Genomic DNA, 18,027 nt, shown 5'->3' on the forward strand with positions numbered 1-18,027 from the left:
TACAAACTCTTTGGATAAATCATCATGATGCGTGAACTCATCGATACGGACCTCGAGGCGGTGGCTGGCGGTACTGTCAACGTTGCTTCGATCTCGATCCCGACGTTGACCCAGACTCTTCTTCAGAACAACTCGCTCAACCAGACCGGTGTTGCTATCGGCGGCTCCGTTGTCCAGGTGGCCGGCNNTCAGTCGAACACCGGGGTCCAGGCTGGATCCATNAGCTAAGTCGGCAATGCCCGCACACTCCACGGGCTGCTCCCGAGGGGTGTGCGGGCTTTTCTCCTAAGGAGGCAAGTCATGATCCGNGAACTGACGGANATGGAAGTCGAGGCGGTGTCTGGCGGCGATTTTATNGGACCTATCACCATAGCNCCCCAGGTCATCACACAGATCAACGCTCCCGTGCAGGCCGCTGTGGCTGTCGGCGGTGACGCTGTGAACCTGATCAATGGTGGTCTAACAAACTTGGGTTTCCAATCGCACTAACAGACTTCGGTTTCCAACTGTAAAATGCAATAAAGCCCCCCGCCATCGGGAATGCCCGCCCGGGCTGCTCCCGTGGTGGGTTTTTTTGCACGCACTTCTGCCCGCACACCCACTGCCGGCGGCGCGACAGGGACTGGATCAATCCCCGTTAGGCGTGAGCACCCTGGTCGGCCAAGTCGCCCACAGGCGCGTCTTCGAATGATCCGGGATCAGCTTGACGTCCGAGAGCCGCTGTAGGGCGCCACGCTTCATCGATATCCCATAGCCGGAGTCGGAGGCCTATTCCAATTGAAGTCCGGACGGACATCTGCACCGCGGCGGCCGCAGGCCTGGCAGACGAAGCGCGGCTCGATGTCAGACAGCCGCACCTCATCCCGCCAGCAGTCAGCGTTGAGGGCAACGCTATGGCTGCAACGGTAATCGGCGCACCAGACCAATACTCCACGCATGCCCATCTCGCGCATGTCGCCGAAGGTAATCTTGAACGGGCGGTGTGCGGTTCTCGCGGCGGACAGGTCTACGCATGCCGCTATCCAAGCGGCATCGTAAACCTAGATCGCGCCCATCTTCACACAGATCGCATAAGCAATCACAAAGGCGGGGAGAAAGAGAAGAAACCACACGACGCCGGCCGGCTCGCGATGCGATGCGAACTCACGGTTTGCGTCCGTCTTTTGGCCGTGAGGGACAATTGAATAGACCTGACTTGGACGCCTGCGTCTGGCTGCCTTCCTTAGGAGCTGCTTGACAGTGGTTTCGTGCTCGATTGTCGGGGCGTCTTTTCGATCGGACATCCGTGCTCTACCTCTTTGCCTTGAGCCCGATCGTGACCAGCCCATCACGCCCATCTTCACACAGATTGCATAAGCAATCACAAATGAATCGCGCACGCGACATGATTGAGTTGGGCCACAGGGCTTGCACCTCGGCTTGTTTCGAGGGAGGGCGGAGGCATGCAGGCACCCGGTCGAAGCCTCGAAGGGGTGAGGGCGGCATGCAGGATTCAAGCGCCTCCCATGCGCCTCGCAAATTATCGATTCCTCGCGGTTCAGAACGGCGGCGGGCTGCCCCGACGTTGGGCCCGCCGGTTCACGCTGGCGGGCTGCAAAAAGGCCGCAGCGTCGAATGCCGCTGCGGCCCCGCCGGGTCAAAAAAGAATTGGTGAAGTATTAGCCAGCCCCGGTAGCCAACAGGGTACGCGCCGATAATTCCGCACCTCAAATCAAATCCGGCGGGTCACTTAACGAACAGGATTAACTGTTGCAGTGGAGACATCATTAGGACAACTGCTCTGACTGATTATAGGGAAGAGCTGACGTTGGCCTGGCTGGCCTACCGAGGCTGGTAGTAGTCCGGAGTGGCGGGGGATCGGCTTCCTTTAGCATCGAAAGGAATTCGATCCTGACGGGAGCCGGGGCCCGTGGAGTGGCTGGCAAGACAAGTCTCTTTTACGACCCTTCCAATCCAGAACTGGATGTTATTTGCACTTGCGGGACTGATCATCGGTGCAGCGTTCGTCTTGATTGTGCGCGTGATGGCATCGCGCTGAAACTATGTGCAGCGGGGGTGCTGTTCGGGCCGGCTGCCCGTTAGTTTGTCATTTAAGGCTAACCCGGCTTCGCTACACTCTCCACATATCTTCTCTTCGCGAATCATGAACGGAAGGCATGGCAAAATCGTCTAAGCTGGTCGCTGCAAAGCGAGGCAAGATCTTGTTGGTGCGGCGTCGATCGGACGGTTTGTGGATGTTTCCAGGCGGCCGCAAGCGTGCACGTGAAACGAACAAGGACTGCTTGCGGCGCGAGATTGGCGAGGAGTTGCCAAGCTCAAACTGGGTCGCCTGAGCCTCTGGAAAGAACTGAAGGTGAAGAACAAACGCTCCGGCCGTCGAATGAGCGATGCAATCTTCATTGCGCGAAACGCCAAGGGCAGGTTAGCGATTGGCGATAAGAAGGAGATCGATCGTGCGATGTGGCGAAAACCCCACCGTGTTCGTCTGACACCGACATCCCGTCATATTCGGGACAAGTTACTTCCGAGATAGATCTGCCGAGCAGCCTCACTCAGTTGCCAACTTGGTTTCGATATAGGCGTTCACGGTTTCGGCAAAGGAGCGCTGAACACCAACCACGGCATTGCGCTGGGCTAGAACGTCCTGCTGGAGAAGCCGCAGATCGCTCTTACGGGCCATAGCTGGGGTGACCTCCAGGTACTCGTTGATAGCTCTTTCAGCTAAGGGCAGGGCATTTGGATCTCCCTTAGCTATCAGTCGGCGCAGGATTCCCAAGCAGGTGTCCAAGTATGGCATAGTTTGAAATATAGATGCACAGTCACACCTTATCCACTTCCGATCGCGGGCAAGAGACCAGTGTCTCATCTGCTGCCGCCAGCACCACGCGACATCTTCCACTCAACTCGGAAAGCACGCCTGAGCTGTCAGTGTTAGCGGCGAAAGGTTCAGAATCTCCGGGAATCGAAAAGCATACGTAGCGCTGACTTGATTGCCACAGGTCGGCGCCGAATAGGTGAACGTTTGCGCCGGCAAGCTTAGCCCCAGTGCCTGTTGGGCGGCGTAGCCGGTGATGGCAGTGCTACTTGGACACAGCGTGGGATTGACGCTGGCGCAACGCGCCGCGAACTCGGCGCCATGCTGTAAGCCAATCTGCGTCCATAGAACCAGGCCAAATTCGATAATACCAAAGATAAACAGGAAAAAAACGGGCGCGGTCAATGCAAACTCGAGAGCCGTGGCTCCTCGGGTGTCGTGCCACAGAGCTCGGAGCTTCATTGCAGCCTCGACGTCGCTTGGGCGGTAAACGTATAAAGCGGAGCAACGATCTGATAGTTGATGAGCGTATGGTACGTTGCTTGAGCCGAAACCGTGGCATAGGTGCCGGCAAGGTTGCCGCTCGGGCAAGTCGAGCCGCAACTCACGGTGCTCAGGCCAGCGGTGCCGGGACAACCACAGAATTGAAATGCGCCGGGCGAGGCCGTGATCGATGATGAATTGGTGGCGCTCGTTACCGCTGCGGAGATTCCTGTCGTGTCAAAGCCACGCGTAATCGCGTATTGGGCACCGACTTGCGCGGCGCCTTCAACTTGCATCTTGCGATAAACGGCCAGACCGATATCGGTGACCGAGACGACCATCAGCGACAGGAGCGGAATCAAGATCCCGAATTCTATCGCCGCAGCGCCCCTCGCATCGCGAATGCCACCCTGAAGAAGAGTACGCCAGACACGCACTGACCTTACACTTCCGAGCAAAGGCTGAATGGTCATGACAAGCTTCCTCACTCGACAAGTTGCGCGGTTTGGACTCCGATGTTGGCGGTGCCAAGTCCAGAACAGTTGACCTGAACATTGGATGTGCCGGTGAAAGTAATGGTGTCAGCGATGATTTTTGTGCACGAGGTGCTGGTGCCGCTACCGCCGCTAAAACTTAGATTCGCCTTGGGAAGATAGATGGCGCCATTAAAGATCTGTGTAGCGCCGCCGGTCAGATTGAAGGTTGTTCCCACCGGCATGTTGCGATCGCCATACATGACGATGCCCTGGGTCGAGCCCGACGTCGGCGCCGTCAGATTGATGATCGCGTTGCTGCCCAGTGAGGCCGTGCCCCAGTTGCTGCCTGAACCGGTGAACACGAGCGTTACGCCAGTTCCAGTCAGCGTAGCGTTACCGGCCACGCTTAGGTTTGCACCGTCTAGATAGTAGATACCAGGGTCGAGGTCCAGGGTGGCTCCAGCGTTGACGGTGATATTCCCGCTATAGCAGCCGGGGCTGAGCGAGTTGGTCTTTCCGTTGGCATTGATCGTGATCTTGCCGTTGCTGCAGCTAGGCTTTGCCGGCGGATAAACGCTTGAATAGGGGTCGGCAGTCGGTCTTGCATGGGTCCTGATGCCGTTTGTCGCCGTGATGCTGCTCGCGCCGGAGATGTCCCCGGAAACTGAAACCTGATTGGCGGCCACCGTTCCGCTGCCGCTGACGTTCAGTGACGGGCTCGCGCTGGAATTGCTGTAGAGATTACATTTGATGAGATTGAGCTGATTGCTCCCGCTCACATTCACTGCAGGACTTGCTGTCGAGTCGAGTGCCAGCACGCAGCCCGCTCCGGAATTCGGCATCGCGACAGAGCGGGCGGTGATGAGAACCGGGTCAGAGCCAAACAACGCAGACAGCAGCCGTGGCTGCGATTGACTGACAACAACTTCGACGGCCTGAGTGTTGGCAACATAACTGCCAGTCGTCGGCGGCTGACTGACGCTAATGGTGACGTTGTTCAAGCCATTCGTGTAGCCATAAGCGGCGGTCACGGCGTTGGCCTCGGCCGCCAAATTGCTTCCAGCGGTTGCAGCGCTTACAGCTCCTGAATCTGCAGCGCTCTGCATATTCTTATGCTTGTAATACCACCATCCGACCTCCGTGCCGAGGCCGGCCGCGCCGACCAGAACGGGCATGAGCAGCGCGGAAATAATCACATAACTGCCCGACTGGTCTTGGATAAAGCGTCGAAGAATGCCTGGCTCGCGCGCGCAGTTCGGCGAGGCTTGTCGCAAAGCAGGGTCGAAGTTCATGCTCAAGGGTTCAAGGCGCATTGCAGCCTCATGCAGCTGATTGCAACTTTTTCCCGAGTAGAATTTACGAGCCGTTTTAAAGGCGGCCTAAAAGGATCGATAAAATTGAAAAGAGGTTTGGTGAAGCTTTGGGATTACGATGTTCGGTCGCCGCATTCTCCGGTCGTGGGTACAATTTGACCTCCGCTCTTATTATCGACCTGCAAAATGTAGCCTGCCCGAGAACTGCTCGACGTTCGAAGGCGGATAGGTCGCCGCTTTGATGATGGCATACCCGCTTTCACCCGCCGCACTGCACGAATTCAGCTCAGCAGTTTTGCCCCAGCCGCCGTCATCGCCCGCTGGGAAAACTCGCTGATCTACTACGGCGATGTTCACGTCGGGACTATCGGTCTGCGGAGCAGAAACCGGTCGAGAGTGATTCATGGCATGGCGCTGCGGCTCGCGACTGGACGGCGGAGAAGTATGCCGCATGGGCGCGCGGCGAGAATATGCCATTGCAATTGCCGGCGTCCGTGGCGGCGAACGTTTCGACAGCCACGCCCCGGCCGTGAGTTACATCCATCGCGCGCACATTAGCGTCGCGCGCCAATTGGCCGAGACCAATGATATGCAATAATCCCCGAATACTTGATCAAGTTTAATGAGGTAATTGCGTCATAGGTGTTGAAGGGCTGAGCGATGAAAGCGTTTTGCGTCTGTACGAAAACATTAAGCAATAGGTCTCGGCTGACAAGCTCAATAGAGGCCGTCACCGCCTAATGGGCGAGGCCGCCAAGCAGCAAGCCGAGCGGCTGCGAGAAGAAATCGATCGCCGACGCTTGCGGTACAATCCAATAGACTGGTGAGGCCGGGTGCCCTCCATCCACCCGTAAACTTCTAAAGTGTCCGGCCGTCGTCGGTCGGATAGCGGTCCCTTGCCATGCGAACCGATGAGGATACCAAGCCACCTCCGGCGTGCGAGAACTGCGCGCGAAATGATGCCGGTGGGACAATTGCCGGCAATCGGAAATCGCAGAGCCGTCCAGGTCTACAAGTGTCGTCCCTCCGGCGCATCGGGGTTTAGCCCGGGCATCAGATGCAAGCGGCATCTTCAAGCTCGTCCTCCAGGCATCCCGGCGCATCGGGGTTCAGCCCGGGACATAAGATGCAAGCGGCGGCTCCGTATCCTTAAGCCGGCGACGACCAGCAGTTCGCATCGAGCTTCGCGCTCCGAGGCAGGACGTAGAACGGCCTCCACTAGTCGTCGCGTCACGCGGCGGTCGGACAGCCGCGTGGCGATGATCGCACGCCAAGCAAAGCATCCGGAGCTGTCGGTCGTGCTGTCGGCTGATATCGAAGTCCGCATCTGCATCGCGGTCCGGTGTGATAATGCAGCTTCCGCTGCCGATCTGCTGAGCCGGCGTCACGCCCGTGCAGAAGACGTTCTTGTCGCACTCATGGCATTTGAAAGTGTCTCGGACAGAGGCGTTCTTGCTGGCGTCGTCTTGCCGTGGCCCACTACGACGCGCTCATTGATTACGGGTTTGCCGTCAGGCCGACATCACGACAAAACCGGCGCGTGGGAAATGCACACAGACCTCTCCGACCGCGGGATCGCTGCGTCGGATGACGATCTCATGGACGCCCGAGGCGACCAACTCGCCGATGACCGGGTCGCGTCCGGTATCATCCGGCGTGACGGTCACTGTCTGACCAGGTTTCCGGCCGATCGGATCTCGCGGATCGGGGACTACGCCGGCGATCGACGTAGCGTCCCTCGCCGCATCGAGCGCTTTTTTCGAGGTCGTTGGGCTCCGCCTGCCGTGGCCGATTGCGGCAATGCGCTCGGTCCAACTCAGCAGCCTCGGAAAGCCGTCGAGCGGCACCGCCGTTGGCCCGAATTTTTGTTTCAAGAACCAAATCGGATGGTAGGCGGCGAGATCGGCAAGGCTAGCGGCAGAGCCCTGCAAGAATGAGCGCTCGTCGATCAGCATCTGATTCAGCCAATCGAAATGCGCGCGCAACTGATCGAGCAGGTTCGGTACTGCCGCCATCATCGCGGCCGGATCGATATTTCGGCCGGAGAATGTGGCCCGATCTTCGAGAAATCCTTCGGGCAACGCGTCGGGTCTCTTCGCGAACGCGATGCTAACAGCCGGGCTGAACGTGGTCTTCTCGGCCCACCAGGCAAGCGCATCGGCCGCGCCGTGGCCGGCGGGATAAAAGCTCGGGGTGGGATGCCGGCGCTCGAGTTCGCGCATAATCAACTGGCTATCGCAATAGATGTCTGCGCCGATCTGCAACACGGGCGTCTTGCGGTAGCCTCCGGTCAGCGCCGTCAGGTCGGGTTTTGGCATGATGACGGGGATTTCCACCGATTCCCAGGCCAAGCCCTTCAGACCAAGACCGAGCCGAACTTTCTCCGAATAGGGAGAGGTCTCGTAGTGATGCAGGATGATATCGGTCATCGAGACGGCCCTCGTTTTGGGATGATCGTTGCCCTGGATATCCCGCTCGCATCACCGGCTCTACCATAATCTTTAGCGATCTTACGTTCGGCGGTCGGCCAACTTCAGGAAAGTCGAGAGAAGTGTTGAAACGCCGAGGGTGTAAGGCCGTAAGCCCGTTCAAATGCGGTACTGAAATGGCTGTAGCTTGAAAAACCGAGGTCGAGCGCCAAGCCCGTCAAATCTGAACAATCATCAAGCAGGTCAAGCGCCCGGGCGAGCCGCAGTTGGAGTTGATAACGACAAAGCGGCAGACCCTCGACTTGCCGGAACAGCTGAGTGAGATAGACCGGCGAGACGCCGACGGCGCTGCCAATCTCAGCCAACGTCCATCGGCGTCCAAGATCTGAAGAAAGCACAAGTTTGGCGCGGTCCACCAGTTTTTGCCGCCCTACGCTGCCGGATGCGGCGTACGATGTGCGCTTCCCGAGGGCGCGGCTTACCAGCGATAGGATCAAATCCTCAGCTTCAAGAGTCTCAGTCATCCCGCGGGCAAGACGATGACGCACAAGTGCTGCGAGCAACTGTGCGGGCGCATCAATACGCATGCGAGGCCGGTTGAAAAGGAGTCGAGCTTTCGTATGGAGGAAGTCGGCAGGCGCCAGCTCCAACAGCGTCGCCTCATCGATTCCGATCGATAGACTTGCATCGCCGCCTTCAAGAGGATGGCTAACTCGATAGGGTTCACTTTCATTAAAGAACACCACCTGATTCGCTTCCGCGACTGTCTCGACCTGACCTGTATGATGCACGTAGACGCCGCGGTAAGGAAACACGAGATGTGTTGTGCTAACGCATTCCTCGGCGCTTTTGTGCTTGCATGTGCCTGAGCACAAAACGTCCCACACCGCTACGGTGTCAGTCGCCAAAAGTGGGTGAGAGCTGATTTCAGCCATTGTTGAACTGCCTACCCGGCCGCGTCGAGCTCAGTATCCTCGGTTGTCGGTTACGGTTCCTCGCCAGCTAGGTCATGGCCGCCTACGCGCGGCATCGGCGTCTGCTATTTACGAGAGCGGATATTCGCCAAGGTGAATGGTAGGTCGGCTAAGGCCATTTCCGGACTCATGACGTCAACGGAGTTCTTTTTCGACCGTTCCATTGAGGTCTATGAACTCGACGGCAAGATTTTCTCCCTCGGCATATCCAAGTTCTTTCAGCCGCTGTTCGAATGCTGTCCACAATGGTCCCGTGCGGGGTTGAATCGTCGCGATACCCACCCGCGTCATTTTGCGCGGTGCTTGCGCGTTGGACAGACGTGCAAGCGTGGTACCACCTCCCATGACGGCTAGGCCGGTGAGGGAATCACGCCGTCTCATGGATTTCTCGCCCCTAAGAGTGCTGCGCTGTAAAAGCCTAACACAGTCTTCGAACGACTACGGTGTGGTCGCATTGCAGCAAATTGGGCCGCTCGACTTCCGCTAATGGGATGGTCCGGCCGTGCTCCAGCCCCGCCAGTGCGAGAAGCTGGCAAGGGCCGCTCAAGTCAAGGAGCACGCCATGTCTCAGAACCTCAACACAGCGATCGCCGTGATCGGCATCGATATCGGCAAGAACTCGTTCCACCTCGTGGGTCATGATCACCGCGGTGCCATCGTGCTGCGTCAGAAGTGGTCACGCGGCCAGGTGGAAACGCGGCTCGCCAACCTGCCGCCGTGCTTGATCGGCATGGAGGCCTGCGTAGGCGCCCATCATCTCAGCCGCAAACTCCAAAGACTTGGCCACGACGCCCGCCTGATGCCGGCGAAATACGTGCGCCCGTATTCAAAGGGACAGAAGAATGACTTCCGAGATGCGGAAGCGATCGCCGAGGCCGTCCAACGCCCGACCATGAAATTCGTCGCGACCAACACAGCCGACCGGCTCGACCTTCAGGCGCTGCACCGCGTCCGCGATCGATTGGTCGGCCAGCGGTGGCGTCCGATGATGGTGAAGCGGGCGATCGCGGCGACCGCCTGACGCATTGCTGACGTAAAAAACCGGCCGCAGGGGCCGGGCTGAACCAAAGTCTGTTGCGCGAGAGGAGAAAACCACTTTCGCGTGGCGGCGGCTAGACCACCTCGGCGAGCGGTTTTCAATCGTAGAAGAACTAGGCCTGCCGCAGGATCGCGGCCGGGGGCGACGGCACCGCGGTTCGTCTGTCAGCCCCCGGGGCCGTCCTTCATGATGTAGCCCATCAGGTCGTCCACGTTGTGCTCCAAATCCCGGATGATGTTCTTGACGACGTCTCCGATCGAGATCACGCCCACGACCTTGCTCGCGTCTAGCACTGGCAGATGGCGAAAACCGCGCGCAGCCATCATTGCCATGCAGCCTTCTAGCCGATCGTCCGGCTTGACCGTCACCGGGTTGCTCGTCATCACTTGGCCCACCGGCGTCTGCTTCGCATCGAGCCCGGGCAGCAGCACTTTGATGGCGCAGTCACCCTGGGTCACGATACCGACCAGCACGTCGTCGTCGATGACCAGCACCGACCGGACCTGGTTGTCGCGCATCTGGCGCAAGGCTTCGACGACCATGTCGCCGGAACGAACACGGATCAGGGCGCCACTCTTCTGGGCCAGAGCGTTTTTTACAGTGCTCATCGATCTCCTGTCGTGGGCCCTGTTCCTTCCCGCCTTGCAGGTTAGTCGAAATATCTTGCCTTGTCAGCATCGCGCCGGGCTACGCCATCGAGGCGGTGAAGATCCCGCTGTCGGGATCGGTGGCAGGCTTCGCTGGCACATCGCCTGCAGCACCTTCACACTTCCAGCTCGAAGCCGCTGCCTTCCGTTTCGATGGATGTTGCCACGTCTATTTCCCTCACCGAGGCAGCAGGTCTTGTTTCGGGATCGGGCTGTAACACCAACCCGTAAACCCCAGTCAGGCACCTCGGCGAAATGGAAGTAATCAAGCGGTTCGGCGACAACGCCCGCAACGTTTCTGCCTCCGTCGCCGGTGCTGACAGAAGGCGCTATGATCACATATGCCCCAAAATGGATTGGCCTCCATGAGAGGTCTGCTCGGGGGCAGACTCGGAATAACTCGCAGTGAGCACAACGAGTCCGCTTTGCGCCGATAGGCGGACGTATCCACTGATACCTTGCGTGCCTCGATGGCGGCGACGGAGCCGCCCGCGGTGTACAGCACGGCGACATGACGGCTAACCAAATCACTGGCGAGTTGCTGTAGCCGATCATACTTACCCTCCGCCCAGCGATACTCCACAACAACGTCGTGCCGTTCGCGAAAGCCAGAATCCTCTAGCCCGCGTAGAAACGCCGCAACGAGATGCGCGTTCGGTTCAGGGGACCCGCCGTGCAGGAAACCAACCACTGGTACGTGCTGCTGCGCCCTCGCTGCGAGCGGCCACGCGAGGCTGGCACTGCCAAGCGCACCGAGGAATTCGCGCCGCCTCATGCCCGCCTCCGACCCAAGAGACAACAGCTTATCGTTTCAGCCGGGCTCATTGATAGGGGCCAAAAATCCAGCTTCGCTACTGCGTACATTCTGTCCGATGTCCGTTGAGGGTCAAAATGCGAAGAACTCAGCGTGTTCGCTATGCCCCACTCAGCGGACCTCAATGAGAGCTGCCGCCACTTCGCTGATCGGCCACTACCGAACTACGCCGCCCGTTGCAGCCGCTCATCGATTTCCTCGCGCAACAGCCCGAAGTCGATCGGCTTGGTCAGCAGTCCGGCGGCCCCGAGTTGAGCAGCTTTCTTCTTTGTCGCTTCATCGCCGTAGGCCGTGATCATGATCACGGGCACGTTCGGCCTCGCTGCCCTTACCTTCGGCAGCATTTCAAGTCCGCTCATGCCGGGCATGTTGATGTCCGACAGGATCAGGATCAGTAAGGGATCGGCGATCGTCTTCGTGCGCTCCAGCGCCTCCGCCGCTGACGTCGCAAACTCCATGACAAAACGTCCGGAGCGAATGTCCCGGCGGAATTGCTGGCGAAACAGGTGTTCGACGTCGGGTTCGTCATCGACCACAAGGATATAGGTGCTCAATTTCTCTGCCCCTGCTTCTGCTTGCTAAGGCATGACACGCGGCAACGTAATAACGAATTCGGTAAAGGAACCGGGTTCAGTCACAACTTCAATTGTACCTCCGTGCTGTTTCACCACGATGTCGTGGCTCATGGACAGCCCGAGCCCGGTACCTTCACCAGCCGGTTTTGTCGTGAAGAACGGGTTGAAAATCTTCTCCCGGATTTCGAGCGGGATGCCATTACCATTGTCGCGGATGCGCACTTCGACCCTGTCGCCGAGGTTTCGTGTTGCCGCTTTTAAGCTCGGTTCAAAGCCGTTGCCGGCCGTCCCTGCGCGCTGGGTAGCGGCGTAAAACCCGTTCGAGATCAGGTTCAAAAGCGCCCGGGTGACCTCCTGCGGGTAGATGTCGGCAACTCCGATCGCCGGATCGAAATCGCGCTCCAGTGTGATGTTGAAACCCTGTTTCTCTGCGCGGGCTCCATGGTAGGCGAGGTTAAGGCTCTCGTCGATGATTGCGTTGATCTCAACTGCCCGATGCTCACCAGAGCCCTCGCGGGAATGCAGCAGCATGTTCTTGACGATGGAGTCGGCGCGCCTGCCGTGCTGTACGACCCTTCCGAGGTTGTCCTTCAAGGTGCCGGTCAGCTCGCTGACTTCCTCGCGGACCTTGCTAGGCAGCGCTACCGGTTTGAGTATGTCGCTCAACTCGTCTGTCAACTCGGATGAGAGTGCCGCAAAATTGTTCACGAAATTGAGCGGGTTCTTGATCTCGTGCGCGATGCCGGCAGTCAATTGCCCAAGCGCCGCCATTTTCTGGGCATGGACCAGGCTCGCCTGCGCCGTCTGCAACTCGCGCAACGCCGTCTCGGCGGCGTCCCGTGCTGCGCGAACCGCCTGCTCGGCGCGCTTCCGCTCCGTGATGTCGGCATAGATCAGCACGAAGCCGCCGCCCGGTACCGGATTGCGGCGCACCTCGATGACGCGGCCGTCGGGCCGCATACGCTCGAAGCGCATCTCAAGCCTGGTGTCTTCGACCGTGCGGCTGAGTTGAGCTTCGAGATCGGCCGAGACGTACTCGCCGCGCTCAGCGAGATAGCGGAAATATTCGGCAAAGCTCGGCCGCGCGGCTAGAAAAGCGTCGGGCAGCTCGAGCATCTCCTGGAAATTGCGGTTCCACGCGGTAAGTCGCGCCGCGGTATCGAACATGACGACCCCGTCGCCCATATTGTCGAACGTGACGCGCAGCTCGGCCTGACGACCGCGCAATTCATCGAAGAGCCTGGCATTCTCGATCGCGATCACAGCCTGGTCGGCGAAGCTGGTGGCGAGTTCGATCTCTTTGTTCGTAAAAGGTTCGACGAGCGTCCGGGCAATGCTGTATACACCTATCAGCGTATCCTCGCGAAGCAGCGGAATGCCAAGCGTCGTGCGGTAGCCGGCAATCTCCTGCCCTTCGCTGAGGGTGTATTCTGGATCCTGCAAGACATCGGGGATGAGGACGGCTCGACGCTCCAACGCGGCGCGACCGGATGTCGAGCCGCGGCCAGGCGTGAACGGGTGCGTTTGAAAGAATTCTCTTGCCTCCGCCGAAAGCCCGCAGGCCGCGATCAGGTGCCACAGGTCATGGCGCAGGTGGAACATATATACCTGGTCTGCGCGGCAGAGACGCGCCACGGTCTCCACCAGCGTGTCGAGCACCGTCTCGAGGTCGATGGACGACCGGCTGATAGTCTTGAGCACGTCTGCGGTGGCGGTCTGTTGCTGCAGCGACTCCTCGAGATCGCGCGTCTTGGCCTGGACCTCGTCGAACAGGCGGACGTTGGCGATCGCGATCACGGCCTGGTCGGCGAAGGTCTGCAGCAGCTCAATCTGTTTCTCGCTGAATGGACGTACCTCCATACGGCGAAGCGCAATTACGCCGATGCACTCGCCTTCGCGCAGCAGGGGTACGGCCAGCACGGTGCGCGCACCGTCCCGGCGTGCGAGTTCGCGCCCGTCGGGAAACTCGTCGCCTTCAGGCGAAAGGAGATCATGCACATGTACAGCTCTGCGGTCGACTGCCGCACGCCCCGTGACCCATAGGCGGTTGATTGGCCGCCGTTTCCAGACAACCGGGGCGGACCCGTGCTGCACCTGGAATACGAGGTGATCGCCATCCCTCAAGGCGACGTGGGCCTCTTCTGCTTCGCAAATCACGCAGGCGCTCTCCACGATTGCCGTCAGCACCGGTTCGACATCAGTCGGCGATGAGGCGATGACCTTGAGGATGTTAGCGCTGCCGGTCTGGTAGGTGAGGGCGTCCGTCAAATCGCGCGTCCTGGTCCGCACCTCGTCGAAGAGGCGGACGTTCTCGATCGCGATCACAGCCTGGTCGGCAAATGTTGTCGCCAATTCGATCTGCTTTTGTGTAAACGGACGCGCTTCCTTCCGCGTTATTACGATGACGCCAATGGGGGCGCCATCGCGCAGCATTGGTACCGCGAGGACGGCGCGAAAATCCGCAAGCCGCTGGCCTTCCGTGAAGGTGTATTCCGGATCGGCAAGCGCATCGGGGATATGAACGGCTGTCCCTTCGAGCAACGCGCGTCTGATCGCCGAGCCTCTGTCCGCCGCGACCGGAATGGTTCTGGAGTATTCGATAAACTGGTCAGGAAAACCATAAGCCTCCGCCCGAAAGAACACGCCGCCACGTTGGCGAGTGATTTGCGCCATGTCGGCATCGCACAGCCGGGCAACCGACTCGACGAGAGCTTGCAGCACAGCCTGCAGGTTGAACGTCGAGCGACTGATGACTTTCAGAACTTCGGCTGTGGCGCTCTGTTGCTCCCGCGTCTCTTTCAACTCGCGGGAGAGAATGCTGACCTGTTTTTGCAGATCGGCAACGGAAGGGACCGCAATCGCGCGAGCCTTGGCCCTATTCGCGCGCCGCCCCTTAATCGGTTGCTCGTTTCCATCACGTTGTCGCATTTCGCTCCCCTCGGGCGGATCACGACAAGGCTTAATCTTATGCAAATCTTGCGTTTCCCGCTATGGCAAGAAGTCCGCCTGGGGGCAAAACGAAGAACTCAACGTGAGTAAATCGAGTCCGCAATAGGCGGCCACCTCTCGCCGCCTTGTCGCTGTCGATGCGGAATACTCGCCCGAGGAGAGCAACCCCAAGACCTCGCCTGGAAGGGGCGAGATCGAACCCGACTTGCGGTCGTTGGAAGTGCGCGGTGTGATCTCGCCGGGGAGGGCCGCTCGGGTAGATGTGCCGTTCTGGTCACAGTCTGCGCAGAAAACAGCGTGCGCGCCCATTTGCCTTATTCGATGACTTTTTGGGCGGAACATTGGTCGCGCGCTCGACTTTCAACCACCGCCGAGCCCCGCAGTGTAGCCTGGAGCTGGACGCGGAGTGAGGGCGAAGAGGAGATCATCGTGACGAGGGTGGCAAAGCTTCTTGCAGTAACCGCAATACCTGCATTGTTGATCACAACGGCCGGGCCGCTGCTCGCTGGTGGTGGTGGCGGCGGTGGTGGTGGCGGCGGTGGTGGTGGTGGCGGTGCCGGAGCGGGAGCAGGTGGCGGGGTAGGAGCTGGCGTTGGTGGATCCGGCGGACATGGCGGCGGCGTGGGACATGGTGGCATTGGTGGTGTCGGTCACGGCAGTTCGGCATCGACCGCTGCTCCAGGGCACGCGATGCAATCAATGTTCTCAAGCCCGCAGTCGCATGGCGCGCATCACGGGGCATCAAGCCTCAGCCTGGGACACGCGATACAAGCGGCGTTTTCAGCGGTGTTTTCAGGCTCGCACTCGCATAGCGGGCATCATGGTTCATCAAATCATGCCGGGCATCTCGGCGCGTCCGGCTTCAGTCCGGGACACGAGATGCAAGCCGCATCCTCAAGTTCGTCCTCCGGGCACCCCGGCGCGTCCGGCTTCAGCCCGGGGCATGAGATGCAAGCCGCATCCTCAAGCACGCCGTCTGGGCCTCCCGGCGCATCCGGTTTCAGTCCGGGACACGAGATGCAAACGGCGGCTCCGAATCCCTAGGCCGGCGACAACCGGCGGTTCGTATCGAGCTTCGCACTCCTCCACCACGGTCGGTAATGCCTAACTATCGAAAGCTAGGTAACTCCTCGCGCAAGATCGCGACCTATTGGGGCCCCGTTGGAAAGTGATTGATCCTGCAGCATGAACGACGGCGCCGATCGCACAGGGAAGCGCAACCGGCAGCGGTTGTTGACGCATCGCTGGCGGCTGGGGCGATCAATCCAGGGCCCGCCAGCATGAGCCGGCGGGCCCACTCCGTTTGACCATCATTCTGTTTTTCCAACCGAGGCTTCGCGGTCAAAATCCGCAAGCTTAATATTGCTTTCTGGCGAGCCGAAAGTGTGAGCCAACTTGTACGAAGCGAGACACTGATTGCCTCGTCGGAAGTCACCACCGAGGCCTCTCGCATCGAAGGTATTCAAGATTGATGCGCCACCGGTGTTCAATTGGCGGGTAGGTAGCGAAGTAGTGCCGCGCCGCGCCTGCCGCGGGACTGGCAGACGTAGCGCGGCTCAATGATCCGACAGCCGAAAATCGTCTGGTGGCAATGTCTCTCTTAGCTTTTGCCGGGAGCCCGATAATGGCTAGCTGCTTTGGAAGCCCTTTCGGCCACCGATTTGAATTCCGCTCCAGTCCAAGCTCTTGCTGTTTTCACGCCGGATATTGTGCCCGCCGCCACCGCTGCCAACAGAGCGGCGATAATGGATTCGGACTCGTCAGCCTCAGAAATGAGCATGAAATCAGAGTCGCCGGTCGTGAAATAAAAGCTAACAAGCTTGCCACCTGCACCCTCAATCAGCTTGCGCACAGCCGGCTCTCTGTCCTCGGGTGCGCTAACTAACCCCTTGGCATAACTCTCAGTGAAGCAACCACGCGTAAACAATCTGATCATAACGCCCTCCATCGTAGTGAGCGCATTGACGCGGAGATTCTAGGGGCGGGCTCAGGAGGATTATTGAGATGGATCAATCCAACCAGCGATATTCCCATCTATCGCGCCGCCCTATTCCATCCCGCCGACAATTGATGTCCGGCGGTCCCCCTTGCCGCAGCGGCGCGACAGACGAACCGCTGCTCGACGTCCGACAACCGCACCTAGTCCGCAAAGCGATCGGCTATGAGCAACACCAAATGACTGCAACGATATTCAGCGCAATAGACCAGGACGCCACGCACGTCCATCTCGCGCATCTCGCCGAAGGTTAACTTGAGCGGACGGTGACCGGGCGGCGGTGTGCGGTTCTCGGGGCGGACAGGTCTACGCATGCCGCCATCAAAGCGGCCCCGACGCGGGCTTGCAAAATATCAATTACTGGGGGCCTCGGCGTGCGGTGGGCCCACTGGCTATCGCCGGTGGAGACTTAGGTCCCCGGTGTCCGTCCGTATTTGTCTGCCTGAACTCCCCCTTGAGAGCTGAACTCCCCCTGAGAGACGGAATCGCGCTTCGTTGAGTCGGAAAATGCAGTGCTGCTGGGTTGTTTTCCCACCCCGGCTGCTGAACTCTCGCAAAACCGAGGCCGTTACACGCATGTGTTTCACTGATTGGTCTTTTCTATTCAACGTCGTCGCACTCGTCTCGAGTCGCGGAAAATTACTGTCCGGGGCGCTGTCCTGAAATTCTTTCCGTGAACGTTGCTATCGGGCAGACCACGCCAATTGGTGAACACTAACATCTCACCTGGCGACAGTTTTACTGACTGCGGCCTTTAATTAAGCATATTAGTGATTGCGCAAACAGAATTCGGCGCGGCTAGTGAGCGAGTTCACATATGCGTCGCTGACCTAGAACTATGGTGACTGTGGAATTCGTGGTGAAAATATCTCTCTATTTCAGTGGGGTATTATCATGAGAAATCTGTTCTTGATCGCAACCGCCGTCGCCTCCGTAGCAGGTGCGGCGCCCCATCAAGCCGGCGCGTGCACTTTGCGCTTTCCGGCTTTCGAAGTGACGGGCTTCCCGATCTCCCGGACCCAAGTAGCAGTGCTGGGAGCGGCCCACGTTGAGGAGACTTCGGCTACGCCACAGCTAATGTTGGCCGGCATGCCCGCTTCTCCCAATCAGATCGCGATTCTGACACCGCGCCTAAAACCACGGATAGTTGAGGCGTCGGCAGATCCCAGCCAACTCACCGTGGGCGTGGCGTCTAGCTTGCAGAGGAACACCGCAGAGACGTGTGCCGCTGACTGATATTGGCAGACCCATTGCGGTACCTTGCGCAACCCGCCTTCGGGCGGGTTTTCTTTTCTAACCATCGAGCGATCTTTGTCGGCAGCGACGGGGCATTCCGCGACGATTGCTCCGTTTTGCTTTACCCCGCAGTGCCAATTAAAGGTGTCGTCAAGACTCACTGACATGTACATGGCTCATTGACGTGTCGATCGGTTGCGCATGGCGAGCTGCCGGACGATAGCGACGGCAATAGTTCGGTGCGCACAGATGAGAGCCGCCCTTCACAACCTTGCGCGGAA

At 59.1% G+C, this 18,027-nt stretch carries 16 protein-coding genes and 3 pseudogenes; 3 read left to right on the forward strand and 16 right to left on the reverse strand.

The genetic code is table 11. From position 1 onward, the window contains the following. The first annotated feature begins 2,156 nt into the window (after nt 1-2,156). A pseudogene (locus YUU_RS54045) lies at nt 2,157-2,533 on the forward strand (NUDIX hydrolase). Between the two features lie 15 nt (nt 2,534-2,548). Here YUU_RS54045 and YUU_RS0143565 read toward each other — a convergent pair. The 5 genes from YUU_RS0143565 to YUU_RS59685 form a co-directional block, all read right to left on the reverse strand. Further along, nucleotides 2,549-2,776, reverse strand: a complete 228-nt coding sequence (locus YUU_RS0143565; protein ID WP_245288303.1) for a hypothetical protein — start codon at nt 2,774-2,776, stop codon at nt 2,549-2,551. Nucleotides 2,777-2,899: 123 nt separating this feature from the next. Continuing rightward, nucleotides 2,900-3,277 (reverse strand): TadE/TadG family type IV pilus assembly protein, encoded by a 378-nt coding sequence (locus tag YUU_RS0143570; RefSeq protein ID WP_084801920.1) that lies wholly within the window; start codon nt 3,275-3,277, stop codon nt 2,900-2,902. Continuing rightward, the gene (locus YUU_RS0143575; RefSeq protein WP_084801925.1) at nt 3,274-3,771 is read right to left on the reverse strand and encodes a TadE/TadG family type IV pilus assembly protein; all 498 of its coding nucleotides are present in this window, start codon (nt 3,769-3,771) and stop codon (nt 3,274-3,276) included. Before YUU_RS0143575 ends, YUU_RS0143570 begins: the two co-directional genes overlap by 4 nt. Before the next feature lie 11 nt (nt 3,772-3,782). Next, nucleotides 3,783-5,087, reverse strand: coding sequence for a TadE/TadG family type IV pilus assembly protein (locus YUU_RS0143580; protein ID WP_245288304.1), 1,305 nt, complete (start codon nt 5,085-5,087; stop codon nt 3,783-3,785). 171 nt (nt 5,088-5,258) lie between these two features. After that, nucleotides 5,259-5,444, reverse strand: coding sequence for a hypothetical protein (locus tag YUU_RS59685; protein WP_156944874.1), 186 nt, complete (start codon nt 5,442-5,444; stop codon nt 5,259-5,261). A gap of 46 nt (nt 5,445-5,490) precedes the next feature. Here YUU_RS59685 and YUU_RS59690 point away from each other — a divergent pair, with 46 nt between their 5' ends. Further along, complete coding sequence (locus YUU_RS59690; protein WP_156944875.1) at nt 5,491-5,685, forward strand: hypothetical protein; 195 nt, start codon at nt 5,491-5,493, stop codon at nt 5,683-5,685. Between the two features lie 913 nt (nt 5,686-6,598). On the opposite strand, the gene YUU_RS0143590 is transcribed toward YUU_RS59690, so the two are convergent. The 3 genes from YUU_RS0143590 to YUU_RS59695 form a co-directional block, all read right to left on the reverse strand. Further along, nucleotides 6,599-7,516, reverse strand: a complete 918-nt coding sequence (locus YUU_RS0143590; RefSeq protein ID WP_027527823.1) for a glutathione S-transferase family protein — start codon at nt 7,514-7,516, stop codon at nt 6,599-6,601. A 104-nt stretch (nt 7,517-7,620) separates the two neighbouring features. After that, nucleotides 7,621-8,451 carry an AraC family transcriptional regulator gene (locus YUU_RS0143595; RefSeq protein ID WP_027527824.1) on the reverse strand — a complete coding sequence of 277 codons (831 nt, stop codon included), beginning with the start codon at nt 8,449-8,451 and terminating at the stop codon, nt 7,621-7,623. 174 nt (nt 8,452-8,625) lie between these two features. After that, entirely contained in the window at nt 8,626-8,871 is a 246-nt protein-coding gene (locus YUU_RS59695; RefSeq protein ID WP_156944876.1) for a hypothetical protein, read from the reverse strand. Between the two features lie 181 nt (nt 8,872-9,052). Here YUU_RS59695 and YUU_RS54050 point away from each other — a divergent pair. Beyond that, nucleotides 9,053-9,499 (forward strand): annotated as a pseudogene (locus tag YUU_RS54050) (transposase); the annotation flags it as partial. Between the two features lie 194 nt (nt 9,500-9,693). Here YUU_RS54050 and YUU_RS0143605 read toward each other — a convergent pair. The 8 genes and pseudogenes from YUU_RS0143605 to YUU_RS59710 all read right to left on the reverse strand — a co-directional run. Further along, nucleotides 9,694-10,137 (reverse strand): CBS domain-containing protein, encoded by a 444-nt coding sequence (locus YUU_RS0143605; protein ID WP_084801929.1) that lies wholly within the window; start codon nt 10,135-10,137, stop codon nt 9,694-9,696. A 1,017-nt stretch (nt 10,138-11,154) separates the two neighbouring features. After that, nucleotides 11,155-11,544: a response regulator gene (locus tag YUU_RS0143610; RefSeq protein WP_027527826.1), complete on the reverse strand. Its 390-nt coding sequence runs from the start codon at nt 11,542-11,544 to the stop codon at nt 11,155-11,157. A gap of 24 nt (nt 11,545-11,568) precedes the next feature. Next, nucleotides 11,569-14,493, reverse strand: a complete 2,925-nt coding sequence (locus YUU_RS55915) for a GAF domain-containing sensor histidine kinase (RefSeq protein ID WP_084801931.1) — start codon at nt 14,491-14,493, stop codon at nt 11,569-11,571. A gap of 381 nt (nt 14,494-14,874) precedes the next feature. Next, the gene (locus YUU_RS60720) at nt 14,875-15,168 is read right to left on the reverse strand and encodes a hypothetical protein (protein WP_198031954.1); all 294 of its coding nucleotides are present in this window, start codon (nt 15,166-15,168) and stop codon (nt 14,875-14,877) included. 946 nt (nt 15,169-16,114) lie between these two features. Next, nucleotides 16,115-16,450: a GYD domain-containing protein gene (locus YUU_RS0143620; RefSeq protein WP_027527827.1), complete on the reverse strand. Its 336-nt coding sequence runs from the start codon at nt 16,448-16,450 to the stop codon at nt 16,115-16,117. A gap of 203 nt (nt 16,451-16,653) precedes the next feature. After that, nucleotides 16,654-16,824 carry a hypothetical protein gene (locus YUU_RS59705; RefSeq protein ID WP_156944877.1) on the reverse strand — a complete coding sequence of 57 codons (171 nt, stop codon included), beginning with the start codon at nt 16,822-16,824 and terminating at the stop codon, nt 16,654-16,656. 792 nt (nt 16,825-17,616) lie between these two features. Beyond that, nucleotides 17,617-17,913, reverse strand: a complete 297-nt coding sequence (locus YUU_RS60725) for a hypothetical protein (protein ID WP_198031955.1) — start codon at nt 17,911-17,913, stop codon at nt 17,617-17,619. Further along, nucleotides 17,897-18,027 (reverse strand): annotated as a pseudogene (locus YUU_RS59710) (SUMF1/EgtB/PvdO family nonheme iron enzyme); the annotation flags it as partial. The pseudogene YUU_RS59710 and the gene YUU_RS60725, both read right to left, overlap by 17 nt.

This window comes from Bradyrhizobium sp. Ec3.3, from assembly GCF_000472925.1.
GTDB lineage: Bacteria > Pseudomonadota > Alphaproteobacteria > Rhizobiales > Xanthobacteraceae > Bradyrhizobium.

What these genes read in the sequence shown, in the direction of transcription:
- YUU_RS0143570 (WP_084801920.1), bottom strand. Translation starts at nt 3,277, where the DNA reads ATGAAGCTCCGAGCTCTGTGGCACGACACCCGAGGAGCCACGGCTCTC.
- YUU_RS0143575 (WP_084801925.1), bottom strand. Translation starts at nt 3,771, where the DNA reads ATGACCATTCAGCCTTTGCTCGGAAGTGTAAGGTCAGTGCGTGTCTGG.
- YUU_RS0143580 (WP_245288304.1), bottom strand. Translation starts at nt 5,087, where the DNA reads ATGCGCCTTGAACCCTTGAGCATGAACTTCGACCCTGCTTTGCGACAA.
- YUU_RS59690 (WP_156944875.1), top strand. Translation starts at nt 5,491, where the DNA reads ATGGCATGGCGCTGCGGCTCGCGACTGGACGGCGGAGAAGTATGCCGC.
- YUU_RS0143590 (WP_027527823.1), bottom strand. Translation starts at nt 7,516, where the DNA reads ATGACCGATATCATCCTGCATCACTACGAGACCTCTCCCTATTCGGAG.
- YUU_RS0143595 (WP_027527824.1), bottom strand. Translation starts at nt 8,451, where the DNA reads ATGGCTGAAATCAGCTCTCACCCACTTTTGGCGACTGACACCGTAGCG.
- YUU_RS59695 (WP_156944876.1), bottom strand. Translation starts at nt 8,871, where the DNA reads ATGAGACGGCGTGATTCCCTCACCGGCCTAGCCGTCATGGGAGGTGGT.
- YUU_RS0143605 (WP_084801929.1), bottom strand. Translation starts at nt 10,137, where the DNA reads ATGAGCACTGTAAAAAACGCTCTGGCCCAGAAGAGTGGCGCCCTGATC.
- YUU_RS55915 (WP_084801931.1), bottom strand. Translation starts at nt 14,493, where the DNA reads ATGCGACAACGTGATGGAAACGAGCAACCGATTAAGGGGCGGCGCGCG.
- YUU_RS0143620 (WP_027527827.1), bottom strand. Translation starts at nt 16,450, where the DNA reads ATGATCAGATTGTTTACGCGTGGTTGCTTCACTGAGAGTTATGCCAAG.
- YUU_RS59705 (WP_156944877.1), bottom strand. Translation starts at nt 16,824, where the DNA reads ATGCGTAGACCTGTCCGCCCCGAGAACCGCACACCGCCGCCCGGTCAC.
- YUU_RS60725 (WP_198031955.1), bottom strand. Translation starts at nt 17,913, where the DNA reads ATGTCAGTGAGTCTTGACGACACCTTTAATTGGCACTGCGGGGTAAAG.